Annotated in this window: 19 protein-coding genes; 9 read left to right on the top strand and 10 right to left on the bottom strand. The window is 57.1% G+C overall.

Annotation, left to right across the window (positions count from 1 at the left end; all coding sequences use genetic code 11):
- The first annotated feature begins 141 nt into the window (after positions 1-141).
- Positions 142-1,104: an acetylxylan esterase gene (locus ACESLM_RS00250; RefSeq protein ID WP_372628881.1), complete on the top strand. Its 963-nt coding sequence runs from the start codon at positions 142-144 to the stop codon at positions 1,102-1,104.
- A 56-nt stretch (positions 1,105-1,160) separates the two neighbouring features.
- Here the strand turns inward: ACESLM_RS00250 and ACESLM_RS00245 are convergent, their stop codons facing one another.
- The 5 genes from ACESLM_RS00245 to mnmL form a co-directional block, all read right to left on the bottom strand.
- Entirely contained in the window at positions 1,161-1,682 is a 522-nt protein-coding gene (locus tag ACESLM_RS00245; RefSeq protein WP_372628878.1) for a MogA/MoaB family molybdenum cofactor biosynthesis protein, read from the bottom strand.
- Positions 1,683-2,327: 645 nt separating this feature from the next.
- Positions 2,328-2,819: a hypothetical protein gene (locus tag ACESLM_RS00240; RefSeq protein WP_372628876.1), complete on the bottom strand. Its 492-nt coding sequence runs from the start codon at positions 2,817-2,819 to the stop codon at positions 2,328-2,330.
- Positions 2,820-2,921: 102 nt separating this feature from the next.
- Entirely contained in the window at positions 2,922-3,890 is a 969-nt protein-coding gene (locus tag ACESLM_RS00235) for a type I phosphomannose isomerase catalytic subunit (RefSeq protein WP_372628874.1), read from the bottom strand.
- Between the two features lie 28 nt (positions 3,891-3,918).
- Positions 3,919-4,497 carry a tRNA 5-(aminomethyl)-2-thiouridylate-methyltransferase MnmM gene (gene mnmM, locus ACESLM_RS00230; RefSeq protein ID WP_372628872.1) on the bottom strand — a complete coding sequence of 193 codons (579 nt, stop codon included), beginning with the start codon at positions 4,495-4,497 and terminating at the stop codon, positions 3,919-3,921.
- A 31-nt stretch (positions 4,498-4,528) separates the two neighbouring features.
- The gene (gene mnmL, locus ACESLM_RS00225) at positions 4,529-5,485 is read right to left on the bottom strand and encodes a tRNA modification radical SAM protein MnmL/YtqA (protein ID WP_372628870.1); all 957 of its coding nucleotides are present in this window, start codon (positions 5,483-5,485) and stop codon (positions 4,529-4,531) included.
- Between the two features lie 322 nt (positions 5,486-5,807).
- Between mnmL and ACESLM_RS00220 the strand changes: the two genes are divergently transcribed.
- On the top strand, positions 5,808-5,993 hold the full coding sequence (locus ACESLM_RS00220) for a hypothetical protein (protein WP_372628868.1): 186 nt from the start codon (positions 5,808-5,810) through the stop codon (positions 5,991-5,993).
- A gap of 172 nt (positions 5,994-6,165) precedes the next feature.
- Here ACESLM_RS00220 and ACESLM_RS00215 read toward each other — a convergent pair whose 3' ends face one another.
- Positions 6,166-6,978: a YitT family protein gene (locus tag ACESLM_RS00215; protein ID WP_372628866.1), complete on the bottom strand. Its 813-nt coding sequence runs from the start codon at positions 6,976-6,978 to the stop codon at positions 6,166-6,168.
- Between the two features lie 86 nt (positions 6,979-7,064).
- Complete coding sequence (locus ACESLM_RS00210; RefSeq protein ID WP_372628864.1) at positions 7,065-7,424, bottom strand: hypothetical protein; 360 nt, start codon at positions 7,422-7,424, stop codon at positions 7,065-7,067.
- Positions 7,425-7,517: 93 nt separating this feature from the next.
- On the opposite strand from ACESLM_RS00210, the gene ACESLM_RS00205 reads away from it, so the two are divergent.
- Complete coding sequence (locus ACESLM_RS00205) at positions 7,518-8,150, top strand: phosphatase PAP2 family protein (protein ID WP_372628862.1); 633 nt, start codon at positions 7,518-7,520, stop codon at positions 8,148-8,150.
- Positions 8,151-8,215: 65 nt separating this feature from the next.
- Here the strand turns inward: ACESLM_RS00205 and ACESLM_RS00200 are convergent, their stop codons facing one another.
- The gene (locus ACESLM_RS00200; protein ID WP_372628860.1) at positions 8,216-8,611 is read right to left on the bottom strand and encodes a cupredoxin domain-containing protein; all 396 of its coding nucleotides are present in this window, start codon (positions 8,609-8,611) and stop codon (positions 8,216-8,218) included.
- A gap of 139 nt (positions 8,612-8,750) precedes the next feature.
- Here ACESLM_RS00200 and trmB point away from each other — a divergent pair, with 139 nt between their 5' ends.
- On the top strand, positions 8,751-9,512 hold the full coding sequence (gene trmB, locus ACESLM_RS00195; RefSeq protein ID WP_372628859.1) for a tRNA (guanosine(46)-N7)-methyltransferase TrmB: 762 nt from the start codon (positions 8,751-8,753) through the stop codon (positions 9,510-9,512).
- Between the two features lie 134 nt (positions 9,513-9,646).
- Here trmB and ACESLM_RS00190 read toward each other — a convergent pair whose 3' ends face one another.
- Complete coding sequence (locus ACESLM_RS00190; RefSeq protein ID WP_094045453.1) at positions 9,647-10,171, bottom strand: phosphatase PAP2 family protein; 525 nt, start codon at positions 10,169-10,171, stop codon at positions 9,647-9,649.
- 495 nt (positions 10,172-10,666) lie between these two features.
- On the opposite strand from ACESLM_RS00190, the gene ACESLM_RS00185 reads away from it, so the two are divergent.
- From ACESLM_RS00185 to ACESLM_RS00165, 5 genes are all read left to right on the top strand, one after another.
- A complete protein-coding gene (locus ACESLM_RS00185) occupies positions 10,667-11,905 on the top strand; it encodes a glycosyltransferase family 2 protein (RefSeq protein ID WP_372628857.1) in 1,239 nt (412 codons plus the stop codon).
- A gap of 246 nt (positions 11,906-12,151) precedes the next feature.
- Entirely contained in the window at positions 12,152-12,742 is a 591-nt protein-coding gene (gene infC / locus ACESLM_RS00180) for a translation initiation factor IF-3 (protein ID WP_372628855.1), read from the top strand.
- Between the two features lie 16 nt (positions 12,743-12,758).
- Positions 12,759-12,959 (top strand): 50S ribosomal protein L35, encoded by a 201-nt coding sequence (gene rpmI, locus ACESLM_RS00175; RefSeq protein WP_094045461.1) that lies wholly within the window; start codon positions 12,759-12,761, stop codon positions 12,957-12,959.
- A gap of 139 nt (positions 12,960-13,098) precedes the next feature.
- Entirely contained in the window at positions 13,099-13,458 is a 360-nt protein-coding gene (gene rplT, locus ACESLM_RS00170) for a 50S ribosomal protein L20 (protein ID WP_094045463.1), read from the top strand.
- Between the two features lie 115 nt (positions 13,459-13,573).
- On the top strand, positions 13,574-14,776 hold the full coding sequence (locus ACESLM_RS00165) for an MFS transporter (protein ID WP_372628853.1): 1,203 nt from the start codon (positions 13,574-13,576) through the stop codon (positions 14,774-14,776).
- 262 nt (positions 14,777-15,038) lie between these two features.
- On the opposite strand, the gene ACESLM_RS00160 is transcribed toward ACESLM_RS00165, so the two are convergent.
- Positions 15,039-15,668: a YfbR-like 5'-deoxynucleotidase gene (locus ACESLM_RS00160; RefSeq protein WP_372628851.1), complete on the bottom strand. Its 630-nt coding sequence runs from the start codon at positions 15,666-15,668 to the stop codon at positions 15,039-15,041.
- Positions 15,669-15,739: the final 71 nt, after the last annotated feature.

Below are 15,739 nucleotides of genomic sequence, written 5' to 3'. Positions count from 1 at the left end.
TCTATCTCCCGGAGACACCGGAGGGAGTTAGATGCCCGTGACTATCCATCCATCGATGATCGTTCAGTACGACTCTACACTTAGGGGGCAGCCCCCTGTTTCATTGAGCCGGCAATCGATACGCTGGAGGGGAAATACCGGATGAACCACGCGGTAGGAAGAAGAATAGAAGAGCTGGAGCGATTGGCTCCGCCCTTGACGGCGCAGCCCGATCTGGACGCTTACTGGGACGGGGAGCTTGAGCAGTATGCCGCCAAGCCGCTGAACGCGACGAGAGCGCTCGTCGAGACGCCGATGGCGTTCATGGAGGCGTACGACGTCGCGTACGAAGGCTTCGACGAGACGCCGATTCGCGGCTGGTACCTGCTGCCGAAGTTTCCACGCGGAGACGACCGCAAGCTCCCGTGCGTCGTGCTATACCACGGATACGGGGGAAGCCGCGGCTATCCGGAGGATTACGCCTCGTACGTGCTGATGGGCCTCGCGGTATTCGCCATCGACGTCCGCGGCCAGGCCGGGGAGACGGGCAATCTGATGCCGCAGCCGTACGGCATGACGAGGGGCTGGTTGACGCAGGGCATTCTGGATCGGGATACGTGCTACTACAAAGCGATCACGATCGACGCGCTCAAGGCGCTCGACTGGGCCGCCGAGCAGCCGGAGGTCGACCGGAGCCGGATCTGCGCGATGGGCGGTAGCCAGGGCGGAGGACTCGCGATGATCGCCGCGGCGCTGTCCGACAAGCCTGCGATCGCGGTTCCGCACATTCCGAACATGTGCCATATGGATTTCGGCATCCTGAACTCGACCAGTTCGCTGACGGAGGCGGCTTCGTTCGTGGAACGATTCCCTGGCCATCTGGAGGCGGTACTGCGCACGCTCAGTTACTTCGACAACATGAATCTGGCGCATCGCATTCGCATCCCGGTATTCGTCACCGTCGGCCTGAAGGACCCGGTTACGATGCCGGAGACGATCTACGCGGCGTACAACCGGATCGAAGGGGATAAGCGCATCGCGCCGTTTCCGTTTACCGGCCATGCGGTGACCGGGGAGATGCAGCGCCAGGCGCTGGATTTCATCGCCTCAAGGCTGCTGCAGTAGTCCGCATTGCTCGGTGTGAGAGCAGGTAGCGAGAAGTGCCCGGATACGAAGATCGATTATCTGTCCTTGTACAGCTCCCGCATCACGTGTCCCAGCTCGGGCACGATCAGGCGAGTCATCGCCAGACGCACGGCGCCGGTCGAGCCCGGCATCGAGAAGACGGCGGTCGAGCCGATCGTGCCGGCGATGGCGCGGGACAGAATGGCGGCCGAGCCGATGTCCTCGGCGAAGCTGAGATAGCGGAAAATTTCGCCGAAGCCGGGCATTTCCTTGTGCAGCTGGTCGCGGACCGCTTCGAACGTCGTGTCCCTGCCCGCGATGCCGGTCCCGCCGTTAAGCAGCACGGCCTCCACGCGGGAATCGTCCGCCGCTTGCCGCAGCAGCGCGGCGATGCCGTCGTAATCGTCCTTCACGATCGCGTAGTCGGCGACCGTGTGACCTGCGGCTTCCAACAGCTCGCGAATGAGCTGTCCGCTCTTGTCCGTCTCCGGCGTGCGCGTGTCGGAGACGGTAATGATGGAGCAAGCGACGCTGGAGGGCGCCTCCCGGCGGTGCTGCTCAGTTGAATTCGATGTCAATGCCAACGTCTCCTTCTCATATCGGTTTCCTAGAAAATAACAGAAATTCGACACGGAGACAAGCGACAATAAGCAAACCGTCGAACGTTGCGCCCGCTAATACAGGGTACGCGTTCGACGGTTTGCTTTTATTTGGTCGGAACGATGGGTATGTCCAATGTGTAATGCGGATGTAGACATCCGGTACCGGAGTTTATCGTTCTCTGCCTCTTTTGCCGGTATCCCGTCCAATCAGGTTGGTTGTACGCCTCCCGCGAGATCTGCCATGACCTATCCTCCATTTGTCTTTATCCCGAAAGTTCAGAAACCTGATTATTCAGCGATGAGCTATCCCGTTTAGTCAGATGTTCTCGATAGGTAATTATCGCAAGAATGGATGCAATTCGTGAGCAACTGGACGCGACTCTCAACTGACTCAAAGGGATAGCGGCAAAAGGGGGCGAAAAGCGGTAGGGCAGGTGTGGCGTGAACTGAATGGAGGAGATATCGACAAAAGGCGCAGAGAATGAAAGGAGAGAAACAGAACGAACTGATGGAAAGGGATAGCGTTAATCTATAACAGTTTCGGGCCCTTGTGCCCGCGAACGCAAAAGAGGCTTCCCGAGCGCGTCGTCCGATGACGCAAGGGAAGCCTCTTTAACCGGGTTACACAGGAGATTGCTTAGCCGTTTCTTCGTCCGGACCGGCCTCTTCGGCGACGGCCGGATCGGAGACGACGGGCGGCTCTTCGGCTTTCGCCGGTTCCTTCACGATCCGGTCCACGATGGCCGGAACGAGCAGCGTCAAGACGTAAGCGAACGTCATCCATACCGCATAGGCGTGATGCTGTCCTTCGGTGAACGAGGAGAACACCGAGCCTCTGTGCCAAATGACGAACGCGTTCAGCAGCAGCCCGATAACCGCGGCCGCGTATCCGAACCGGGCTGCGGAGCCGCGCTCCTTGACGAGCCTCAGCCTGACGATCAAGGCCAGGCCGATCAGCAGCAGCAGCGACAGCATTTCGAGCAGGAACAGAGAGGTTCCGAAATAAGCTTCCCCGACTTCAAGCAGCACCCAGTCTCCGAATAAGAGGAAGAAGAGGGTGGGCACGGCCCATACCGCCAATCCCAGTCCCGCAATGATCAGTCCCTGCCGCATGGTCATCTATCCTTTCGCAAGTCGTATCGTCTGGCGTTCTGCCTATATTCGACAAGGCCGGACAGAATCCCTCCCAACCGGGAGTCGTCCGTCCGAATCGGCTCAAGGCACCAGGCTGCGAAGCACGGTCATCGAGCCGTCCAGCGTATAACCGCCCAGATTGGCCGGCAGCAGGAAGCAGTCTCCGGCTTTGGCGTCGACGAGGCCGCTCTCCCAGCCGATCGTGCCGCTGCCTTCGCAGACGATGACGATAACGAAGCTGTCCGGCGTCGTGGACAGCGACCACGGCCCGCGCACGATGCCTTTGTCCGTCTTGAAATACGGCGATTTCGCCAGCGTCAGCCACTCTCCAGGCACCGCCGAGGACGTATCCATCCGCTCTGCGCCCGCGCCTTCGTAGGCCGTGACGTTCAGCGAGTCTTCGATATGCAGCTCGCGCGGCTTGCCGTCCAGACCCGGACGGTCGTAGTCGTACAGCCGGTACGTCGTATCCGAGTTTTGCTGAATTTCCGCGACGAGGACGCCCGCGCACAGCGCATGCACCGTGCCGGCCGGAATGTAGAACGTGTCCCCCGCCTTGACGGACACCTCCTGCAAACCGTCCATGATCCGGTTTTCCTCGATCGCCTTGGCCATCGCTTCCCGGTTCACTCCCGGCTTCAGGCCGTAAATGATTTTCGCGCCCGGCTTGGCGTCCAGCACGTACCACATTTCCGTCTTGCCCAGCTCGCCTTGCGGCAGTTTCTCGTAAGTATCGTTCGGGTGAACCTGGATCGACAAGTCGTCGTTACAGTCGAGCAGCTTGATCAGCAGCGGGAAGCGCCCGTTGCCGGAAGCGCCTTTCGAGCCGAACCAGCTCTCGCCGACCGCCTCGCGGATTTCGTCCAGACCTTTGCCCGCGAACGCGCCGTTCGTGACGTGCGATACGCCGTTCGGGTGATCGGCGATCATCCAGCCTTCGCCGATCGCGCCTGCAGGGACGTCGAAGCCGAACTTCTCCAGCGCGCGGCCTCCCCACACTCTTTCTTTGAATTCCGGTTTAAAATGCAGCGGATAAGGTTGTACGCTCATTGTGTAATAGCCTCCTAATAGATGAATGTTACCGTTTGTTCAATGCGATGAGATAGGGCGAACCCGGCTTCTGGGGAAAACGGTAAACGACCGCTTGCGCGACCGTCTGCGGAAGCTCCGCCGCCCAAGCTTCGACAGCTTCGGCTTCTTCCTTGCCGCCCTCGTGGCCGGGATAGACGACGGCGGTCAGCGCCCCGCCGCCGCGCAGCAGCCTGACGGCCGCTTGCAGGGCGACCAGCGTCGTGCGAGGCAGCGTAATCAAGGGTGACGATGCGCCGGGCAAGTAGCCGAGGTTGAACATGACGGCGGCTACGCGGCCGTGCAGATCGGCCGGGAGCGCGGCTTCCATTGTCTCGTGACCGGCCAGCACGAGCTCTGCCGGAGCCAGCTTCCCGGCGTCCGGATCGTCCGCCAGCCTGCGCCGAGTGCTCTCCAGCGCCTCCTCCTGCACGTCGAAGGCGAACACACGGCCCCTCGGTCCGACCGTCCGGGCCAGAAACAGCGTATCCGAGCCGTTGCCGGCGGTCGCGTCCACGACGCAGTCGCCCGGCCCAGCCCGCTCCTTCACCCAGCGCTGCGCTTGGCTAAGTACAGACAGGAAACCCATCAGCTCCGTCCCCTTTCCCCGTAAATCCCGATCACGCCTTCCTGGCTTTGCCCTGCCAGCTGTTGCGGCGGACGAGCTCGCCGTCGATGGCGTTCAGCACTTCCCATTTGCGCAGGCTCCACATCGGCCCGATCAGCAGGTCGCGCGGCGCGTCGCCCGTCAGCCGGTGAACGACCATGTCCGGCGGGAGCATCTCCAGCGAATCGACGACGAGCGAGATGTATTCGTCCATGTCGAGAAACCGCAGCAAGCCGTCCTTCCACTGGCGAACCATCGGCGTCTTCCGCATCAGATGGAGCAGATGGATTTTGATGCCCTGCACGTCCATGTCCGCCACGGCGCTGACGGTGTCCAGCATCATCTCGCGCGTCTCTCCCGGCAAGCCGTGGATAATATGCGCGCAGACGCGGATGCCCCGTTCCCGCAGCCTCCGCACGGCATCGACGAAGCACGCCGTGTCGTGCGCGCGGTTAATGAGCCGGGAGGTCGATTCGTGGATCGTCTGCAGGCCCATCTCGACCCACAAATACGTGCGTTCGTTCAGCTCGGCCAAATAATCGACGACGTCGTCCGGCAAGCAGTCCGGACGAGTGGCGATGGATAAGCCGACGACGCCGGGCTGCTCCAGAATGACTTCGTAGTATTCCCGCAGCGTCTCCACCGGGGCATAGGTATTCGTATAAGCCTGGAAGTAGCCGATATACTTCGCCTCGGGCCACTTCAGATGCTGGCGGTCGCGGATCTTGTTGAACTGGGAGACGAGATCGTCGCGCCGGCTGCCCGCGAAGTCTCCCGAGCCTCTCGTGCTGCAGAACGTGCAGCCGCCCGCGGCGATGCTGCCGTCCCGGTTCGGGCAAGTGAAGCCGGCATCGAGCATCACCTTGAAAGTTTTCGTTCCGAACGTCTCGCGCATTTCGTAGTTCCACGTATGGAATCTTTTGTCGGTCCAAAGCAAGGGTTTGCGTTGGTCCGTTTCGGTTGAAGTCATCGCTGCATCCGTCCTTAGCAGAAGTCGGTATTATTGTAGCGAATATCGTACCAAATTGCGAGAGGACCCGTGGGCGGGAGCGTGTATTCATTCCGAATTCCGATGAATCGCCCGGGATTGCATCCCAAACGAACATCGATTTTCGGGCGGAAACCGCCAGCTTTAAACTTGCAATACCTAACATGGTGTGTTATATTAAAAGTGCGACAAATCAATGAAAAAACCTGACATCACACCATTTTCTCAAGCTCATTTCATGTCGATTCCATATTCCGGGCAAGCTAAGGCAAACTTAAAACATCCGATTGGAGAGGTGAAGGCAATGAACACAAGCGTACGGATTCCTCAAGGGGACGATACGGTAAAAGTCGAGTTGACGGTGAAAGAAGTTTTGGCTCTGGCAGGAGCTAAGTTTCCCAATAACCATAGCATCGAGATTTCGGCCAGGAAGAAGCTGAATCACGTGATCGAGGATCACTACCTCGAGGAAAGCAAGCAAACGCACTAACGGATCAAGAATGCGCAATCAAAGGGCTAATTCCTATAAAATGGGGGTTGGCCCTTTTGGTTAGGTCTGGCGAAGAGACCGGAATTGAAAGGGAAGATCTACGGGCTGTTTCGCAAAGCGACCGCGTAACACAAAGGGGCATTCCGCCGAAAGATTGCGGGATGCCCCTTGTTCATCGATGAGCCGCGTGGAAAGCCAGAGAGCAATTCGGATCCAGCGAACGGATGAGACGAATGACGGATGCTTGCTCCATACGGCTTACCGTACACACCATCATTTTTCCTCTGCCGTTTTCTTCGTTATCCAGCAGAATGACTTCTTTGCCGTAACGGCTTCGCAGCGCCTCGCGAATTTCTTCGCCCGACTCGCTCGTAATCCATACCATCCGCGTCAGCGAGAAGCCGCTTAGCGCGAAGTCGGAGCAGCGATACGCGAGCAGGAAGGCAATGACCGAATACATCGCTTCATCCCATCCGAAGACAAAACCTCCCGCGAACAGGACGGAACCGTTGAAGATCCAGTAGCTTCTGCGGATGCGGCCCGGGGCCTTCGCCTCCGAGGTCATCGCCAGGCCGTCCGCAGCGTCGAGGAAGCCTCCGAAACGCAGCACGATGCCGATTCCGATGCCGAGCGCGAGGCCCCCGGCGGCCGTCGAGGCCAGCGTATGGTCCAGCGCCGCCGGAGCGGGATGGAGGAAGAACGCGCTGAGAGACAGGATGGACAGCCCTGCAAACGTCAATAGACGGGTTTGGGCATCCAATTTGCGATACCGAAACAAGAGGAAGGGCAAGTTAAGCAGGAACAGGAACAATCCGAGACGCATTTCCGACAAATACGAGAAGATGGCGGACGCGCCGGCTGCTCCTCCGATGATCATGTTGTGCGGGACTAGAAACAACTCCAAACCGGCCGCGGATAGAATCGATCCGAACGTTACCCATGCAAGCCGGACGGAGATGCGCGTGTTGGCCATGTTGGCATTCACCCTTTCCATCCGATATGAAGTTGAGCGCTGGAAGGCGGCAGTTCAAATAAACTTCCGCGAGAACGCTGAAGCCTGGAAGGGAATGTCTACATACGGACGTAAGTGGAGGTAAATTTGAGAGGCATCAAAAGAAGCTTGCGCAGACCGGGCAAGTGGACGGGAAGGGAAACGGTCTTGGAAGCCGGAACGATATAAGTGGAATAAGCATGAAGGCTGAAAAGGAGAACAAGCAGCAGCAGCGCGGTAAGGAGGGCTTTGCTGGTCAGCGATGCGGACGCGCGCTTGGTCACTTTGACGCTGTTCGGCACGTCGTGCGAGAGAGAGGAGCTTTGGGACGTCAGGAAGTTGTCGCCGATCGATACGGTCGGCATGCAGAGCAGAACGAAAGCGGCAAGCAGGAAGAGGACGAACGATCTGTTGCGAAACGGCTGTATCGTCGCGGTCATTCCCGTTCCTCCTTTCGTTATCCGGTACTCTTATGATACCATACGAAATGCGATATCCTCAATTCAACCGGGGCAAGGAGAGTACAAGCGAAGATGAAGATTTATCGCAGGGCGTACCTATGGGCTCTGTTGGCCGTTCTTTTATTTATTGCCGTCAGTTGGCTTGTCATGGAGGAGAGAGCGACTTCCTTCGATTCCGAAGTGATTCGGATTGTCCAAGGCTGGGAGTCCGCGCCGGCGACTCGAATCGCCCTGATCCTGAGCCAGATCGGTTCGACGGGAGGCGTCACCGTTCTCGTCGTCGCGATCGGAGCGCTGCTCGCCGCGGTGCTCGGGCATCGCAAAGAATTGCTGCTGCTCGTCTTCTCCGTCAGCGGAGCCGCGCTGTTTAATCTGCTGCTCAAGGGCGTTTTTCAGAGGGAGAGGCCGAATTTGTATCGCTTGGCGGAGGAGACGGGATTCAGCTTCCCGAGCGGTCATTCGATGGCGGCTTTCGCTCTTTACGGGGTTCTGGCGTATTTGCTGTGGAGACATATCGCGAGTAAAAAGGGAAGGCTCGCGTTGATCGCGCTGGCCGCGCTGCTCGTGCTCTCCATCGGGCTAAGCCGAATTTACCTCGGCGTCCATTATCCGAGCGACGTGCTGGCCGGCTACTTGGCGAGCATGGTCTGGCTGGGGCTGGGCATCGAGCTGTTTCGGGGCTGGATTCGCAAGCCCTCGCGATGAAAACCTTAAAGAAGGAATGCTGGCCGCCCCGACGGGACTGCCGCATTCCTTCTTCCTTGATTCGACTATTCGACGACGATGAAGCCGGTCATCGCGTCATGTCCTTGTCCGCATTGGATCGAGCAGTGGAATTCGTAGCTGCCCGCCTCGTCCAGCTTGATTTCTTTTGTTTCGTTGTTTTTGAGCGTCACGTTGAGGTCGCTGATCTCGATGCCGTGAGCTCCTTGCGTATTTTGCAGCGTGAGCTTGAGCGTGTCCCCCGCCTTGACGCGGATTTCGGCCGGCTCGAACTTCCAGTTGGTGGCCTTGATCGTGACTTCGTTCGTTGCTCCTCCTCCGCCCGCCGGGGGCGTCGGACTGCCGATCGGGGATGGAGAGGCTTCGTTCTTGCCGCCGCATGCCCCGAGCGCGAATAGAGCCGCAAGCGCGATGAGAGCGATGATTCGTCGAGTCGTATTCATGGGTGGAATGGACCTCCTTAATGAATCCTTTTTCGCTAATATACCCCGATTGCTCCCTTTACAACCGGCGGCAGTTTGGTCACAATAGAATTCATTGAACGCTAAGCGGCCTAATCGGCGGCAGGAGGAAACGGAACAGATGAGACTTCGCGGCAGGAAAAGCATCAAGGAAGATTTGGAACGCCAGACGGATTTGATCGTATTCGAGCCTCGCAAGCTTAAGGGGCGGTGGAACGAGTTCTTCGGCAACGACCGTCCGATCCACATCGAATGCGGTATGGGCAAAGGCCAATTCATCAGCCGGTGGAGCGCGAACCAACCGGACATTAACTATATCGGCATGGATATGTACGACGAACTGCTCAGCCGCGCGAGCGAGAAGGCGAGAGCGCTGTGGAAGAACGAGCGCGAATCCGACACCGTGCCGAATCTGGCCCTCGTAAGAGGAAACGTCGAGTTTCTGGAGGAGATGTTCGAGGAAGGCGAATTGGAGCGCATTTATTTGAATTTCAGCGATCCTTGGCCGAAGTCGAAGCACGGCAAACGCCGGTTGACTCATCCGCGTTTCCTGGCGAAGTATAAGCGCGTGCTGAGCGAGATCGGGGAAATCCACTTCAAGACGGATTCTCTCAGCCTGTTCGAGTTTTCGCTGAACAGCTTCTCGGACGTCGAGCTGCAGATGCGCAGCATCTCGCTCGATCTGCACAGGAACGGCATTCGCGAAGACCTGGTGCTGACGGAGTACGAAGCCAAGTTCGTCGGGCAAGGAAAACCGATCTACCGCCTGGAGGCGGTCGTGGGCGACAAGGTCCGCGAAGAGCACCGCCGCCGCGTCGCCGACGAGCTGGAGAAGCAGCTTAGCCGGGGCTCGACCAAGGATTTCGAATCGGAAGACGAATAGGTTTCTGGTCGCATAAGGGACCGCCCTGTAAGTCAGGCAACATAAATCATCGAGATAAAAGAGGGGTATACCCCGGTACTTATTCCATCGATGATTCTTCGTTGCCCTTTGACGACTTACAGGGCGGTCCCTTTTTATATCCAGATGGACAGAAGAAAAGCGGTCGACGCTCCGAGGAGCGCGCCCACGGCCGTATCGCTCGGAAAATGCAGGCCGAAGTACACGCGGGACAGCGCCACGCCGATCCCGATCGGCAGCAGCATCGGAATGAGCAGCGGCTGGGCCATCATCCACGGCGTCAGCATGGCGAAAGCGGCCGTCGTGTGCCCGGAAGGAAAAGAAGGGTCCTTCAGCGGACGACGGTTCGTATTGGCTTGCGGGAATACCTGGTAGGGACGAAGGCGGGGTGCGCTTCTCTTGGCGATAGCGACGGGAATATGGCTGAGGACGACAGAGGCAAGCGCGAGCCGTCCCGCTTCGTTCCACGGCTCGGGAGCGAACAAGGCGGCCAGCAGGGACAGGCTTAAGCTGAAGGTCGCTCCCGCAAGCAGCGACAGCGTATGAAACAACCAGTTCAAGGTGGACCGATTCCAGCGGATGTTGACGTATAGAAACAAAGGACGTTCGACTTCCTGGAGCATGCGGTAAATCCGGCTCATGAACTCCATCTCCTTCGGTGCGGAATGTCTGATCCTCTTTCAGCATACAATGCGATTGTCACGGCAGTATTAAGTCGGTTCTCGTTTTACAATCCGGCGCGTTGGGTAAACTTTCAATGGAGAGATTCGCCTTCCCGTCGAAAAATGTCTTGTTTTGTTCCTGACGTTAACTTTTTTAATCGCTGGCATAGGTCTCCGGATAGAAAAAACGAGGAAATCGATGAAATGAGAGGCTGGGAAGGAGCAAATGCTTTTGCGCTTGGAGCTTGTCCGGCGCCATTCCCTCATCTCGGGCTAGAGCCGCCTAAACGGCGCTCATCCCTTTTTGACAAAAGGAGGCAAAGGCAAGAAAATCAAGATTACCTCTTCTGGAGGATAACACGGCAGGACGGGAGGAGCAAGGTCAGGAGAGCATCGCCAGCAACGCCTACACACAAACAAAGAGAGAATAAAGAGAAAAAAAAGAAAAAAGGGATCTAGGGGGTACAATTGAATATGTTCAACAACGTTCTTCTGGTCATTCAAGCTATTGCTGCGGGCATTGGCGTGTATCAGATCGTTCTGTCCTTTTTCGGCTGGTATCGGAGGAAAGAGCGGATCACGCACAAGCCGACCAAGTCGTTCGCGCTCATCGTCGCCGCGCATAACGAAGAGGCGGTCGTCGGGGCATTGATCGAGAATTTGCAGAAAATGGACTATCCGCGCGAGCTGTTCGATATTTTCGTCATCTGCGACAACTGCACGGACGGGACGGCGGATATCGTTCGCGGCTACGAAGGCGTGTACGCCTGCGAAAGAACGAATCCGAACGAACGGGGCAAAGGATTCGCCATCGAGTGGATGCTTAAGGAACTGTGGAAAAATCCCCGCCAATACGATGCGATCGTCATGTTCGACGCCGACAATCTGGTCGCGACGAACTTCCTGCAATATATGAACGAGGATCTGTGCAACGGATACCGCGTCGTCCAAGGTTATTTGGATACGAAAAATCCGCACGATTCCTGGATCAGCGCCGCCAACGGCATTACCTACTGGTTCTGCAATCGGCTGTGGCAGCTGCCGCGCTTCAACCTGAAGCTGTCCAACTTCCTCGGCGGAACGGGCATGTGCTTCGAGACGAAGCTGCTTAAAGAGATGGGATGGGGAGCGACCAGTCTCGTCGAAGACCTGGAGTTCACCGTTCGCTGCATTCAAAGAGGCATCTATCCGAAATTCAACTACGACGCGCGCGTCTACGACGAGAAGCCGATTACGTTCCGGGCGTCCGCCCGCCAGCGCCTGCGCTGGATGCAAGGACACTTCGACGTATCGCGCCGTTACATGTTCCCGCTGCTGTGGCAGGGAATCCGCACGGGCAGCATCGTCAAGATCGATGCCGCGCTGTACATTTTCAACGCGTTTATTTACTTGATCGGATTTCTCGTCACGCTGGCGCTCTGGTTCGACATGATGCTCCCGGGCGACCCGAACCTCACCTCGATCTATTCGAAAATGCCGCTCGGGCTGTCGCTGACGATCGTGCTGTACGGTTACCTGCAATGTCCGATCGCGATGCTGATGGAGAAAGTCAACTGGAGAATGTACTTGAAGCTGCTGCTGTTCCCGGTATTCTTCCTCTCCTGGTGGCCGATCGCGTTCTACGCGTTCTTCACGCAGAACAACAAGACGTGGAGCCATACGAAGCATACGCGCGTGATCCGTCTGGAAGAAGTACAGGGCAAGCAGATGTAACGACGCGGCCCTGCGGCACGCTCTTGAACATGCTGCGTTGAATTTGCGGCGAGCTTCTGTTGACATTCCGCGCAAGCCGTGTTAAAGTGATCGATGTGACTGTTTATGAAAATTAATCAGCACGCGCAAGCAGAAGCGCCCGCTTCTCACCCGATCGGCTATGGCTGACGGGTCAGCGTAGCCGACGAACGGATAGTGCGGCGGAGACTTCGGTTTCCCGGCACGAACGTTAACGTGAGGACTGGAATGCGGGCCGTATGCGGCTCGCATTTTTTTGTTTGTGCAAACCTTAAGTTCGGTAGACTATTTCGGAGGTGGAACATTATTAGCAAGGATCATCAAATCAACGAGGAAATCCGGGCGAAAGAAGTCAGGTTGGTCGGCTCCGAAGGCGAGCAACTGGGAATCAAACCTTTCCGCGAAGCGATGCAGATGGCCATTGACGCGAATCTTGACTTAGTCAACGTAGCGCCGCAGGCGAAACCGCCGGTGTGCCGCATTATGGACTACGGCAAGTTCCGTTATGAGCAGCAGAAGAAGGAAAAGGAAGCTCGGAAGAATCAGAAAATCGTCGACCTCAAAGAAGTTTGGTTTCGTGCGAACATCGAGGAACACGACTACCAGACGAAGTTTCGCAACGTTGTGAAATTTTTGAAAGACGGCGACAAGGTGAAATGCTCCGTGCGGTTCCGCGGTCGCGAAATTACGCATGCCAGGCTCGGCCAGAAGATCCTGGAGCGGGTGGCCAACGAAGTTACCGACATTTGTATCGTTGAACGCATGCCTAAGCTGGAAGGCCGCAGCATGATTATGATTCTGGCGCCGAAACCCCACTGACAGGAGGATATATTCCATGCCTAAGATGAAAACTCACAGCAGCTTGAAAGACCGTTTCAAAGTAACCGGAACGGGCAAAGTCAAACGCTTCAAAGCGTACAAAAACCACTTGCTGTCCCACAAGTCCGGACGCCAGAAGCGCGTTCTGGGCACGCAGCCGCTGGTTGCCCAAGGCGACGTTCGCCGCATGCAGCAACAAATCGCTAACTTGAAATAATACAGGATTGAGCGATTAAGTTCGGTTTTCAGCCCGGCTGAATTCAAGATTCGATGTCGAATCCGCTTCAGGATATCGCTTCGTGATCCAAATCGGACTTTTGAACCTCATATCGAACACTTCCGGGAGGTAATGAATCATGGCAAGAGTCAAAGGCGGATTCGTCACGCGCCGTCGTCGCAATAGAATGTTGAAGTTGGCTAAAGGTTACTGGGGCGCGAAGCACCGCCTCTTTAAGAAAGCTAAAGAGCAAGTCATGAAATCCTTGATGTACGCATACCGCGACCGTCGTCAGACGAAGCGGAACTTCCGCAAACTGTGGATCGTGCGTATCAATGCAGCAGCTCGCCAGAACGGCCTGAGCTACAGCAAACTGATGCACGGCCTGAAATTGGCCGGCATCGAAGTCAACCGCAAAATGCTTGCCGACCTGGCCGTGAACGACATCAGCGCGTTCAACTCGCTGGCCGGCGCAGCCAAAGAGAAAATCAACGCGTAATTTCCGCGTACGTCGACAGGCCCCGGGCTACCGGGGCTTGTTTTCGTATGACCGCTTCTCCGCGGACGGAGAACGGGAAGGCGATCGCGCGGAGGAGACAAGGAGTTGCATCGGTTTGACATCGGGAGTTATCGCTTCGGAATCCTCTTCCTTTCGTTATCGCCTAACGATTTTGCTTCTGGCCGTCGTCGTGGGCGGGATGAGCCAAGGGCTGCTTCTGCCGCTGCTGTCGATCATGCTGGAGCAATCCGGGGTTTCTTCGGATGCGAACGGGATGAATTCGGCGGCGCTGTACATCGGGGTATTCTGCACCATGTTCTTCATCGAGAGGCCGGTTATGCGCTACGGCTATCGCAACGTCATCGTCGCCGGCATCGCGGTCGTGTCTGTGGCCGGGCTGCTGTTTCCGTTGGTCGACTCTCTGGCCGTCTGGTTCGTTCTGCGGCTGCTGGTGGGAGCCGGGGACAGCGCGCTTCACTATACGACCCAGCTGTGGATCGTCAGCTCAAGTCCGGCGCAAGCGCGGGGCAAGTATATTTCCTTCTACGGGATGGCTTACGGAATCGGGTTCAGCTTGGGACCGCTCGGGATCAATCTGCTGCCGCTCGGCAGAGCCGTGCCGTTCCTGGTCACGGGGGCAATCTTCGTCGTCGTGCTGCTGCTCGTGCTGCGGCTGAACAATGAAATCCCCGAGCGGAACAAAAAGGAGGCGGCGCAGGGCAACCGGTTCATGACTATCTACCGGGCTGCCTGGTTCGTGCTGATTCCGGGACTGCTGTACGGGTTGATGGAAGCTTCCATGAATAGCAGCTTCCCGCTGTACGGCTTGCGGATCGGGCTGGAGGGACACTGGATATCGCTGCTGCTATTGGCGTTCGGCGTAGGTTCGCTTGTGCTGCAGCTTCCCCTTGGCATGCTCAGCGACAGAATCGGACGCAAGCCGGTGCTGATCGTCTGCGGACTGACGGGCGCTGCCGCGTTTCTGGCGATTCCGGCGGCGGGAAGCCAGGCCGCGGCGCTGTTCCTGCTGTTCGCCCTTGCGGGAGGAGTGGTCGGCTCGTTCTATACGCTTGGCCTCGCTTACGCAGCGGATATTTTGCCCCGGCCGATGCTGCCGACGGCGAACGTCATCGCTTCGGTTCATTTCAGCGTCGGCAGCATGTTAGGTCCGGCGCTTGGCGGATTCGGAATACGCTACGTATCGGTTCACAGTATATTTCTCATTCTGGGCGCCGCGTTTCTTGTATTCTCCTTGCTGGGCTTCGTATTCCGCCCGGGAAGAAGCCAAGACCCGGCCGAGCAGGGCGGGGCGCCTTGACAGCCGGGCCTCGGTGCGAGGCTGATCGCGATCGGTTTACAGCTTCCAGTTCCGGTACAGAATGACCGCCGCTTCCGCGCGGGTCAACGCATCTTTAATAAAGCGTTTACAAAATAATTGGAAAACCATCCTTTCCTAAGCAGGTAAGTGAAGGAAGAAACGGAAGCAAGGGGGCGGAACGGAGATTTCGGGTGAGAAAGGAGAAACGGATGAGAACGGGCAGTGGGACGGATGGTGAGAGGGGTTGGAGAAAGGAGGGAGGTTAGGAGGCGAGCGCTTCGTTCGTGATTTTCTCGATGTCGATCGGGGAGCGGGAGCCTTCGCTGACGAGATCGGGGAGGATGTTTCGCAGGAAGTAATCGACGCAATGGAGCTTGATTTGTTTGATTTTGATCAAGGCGTTGCGGTACATCGTGACGAATTCCTTTTCCGTGTTGCCCAGCTGCAGCTCCGAGAAAGCCTCGTAGATCTGATCCATTTTGTCGGCGACTTCCAGGATCTGGCCTTCGACCGAGTCGTCTTTGCCTTCGCGCAATTGTCTGCGGAAGATAGGCTGGAATTCGGCGGGGATGTGTTCGTCGATGAAATGGTCGACCATGCCTTCCTCGACCTGCTGCAGCATAGCTCGCAGCTCCAACGAAGAGTGCTTCACGGGCGTCTTGATGTCGCCGATGAATATTTCTCCGTAATCGTGGCTGCTCGTAATTTCGTACAGCTTCTTCCAATCGATGGCGACTCCGTTGCTTTCTTCGATATCCGCTAACGTTTTCGCGTACTGCACGACCTTCCACGAATGCGCCGACACGCTGTGCTCCTGAAACTTGAACTTGCCCGGGCAGCGGATAATCCGCTCTAGGTCGGTTAACGATTGAAAATACGTATGAATTCCCATAGACCTCATTCCTTTCGCCTATCTGGATGACAAGCAGTTTGCTTTACATCCAGTATACAATCGGTTTGTTA

It is taken from the genome of Cohnella sp. (assembly GCF_041641335.1).
GTDB lineage: Bacteria > Bacillota > Bacilli > Paenibacillales > Paenibacillaceae > Cohnella.
This window is presented reverse-complemented; position numbering and strand designations above follow the sequence as displayed.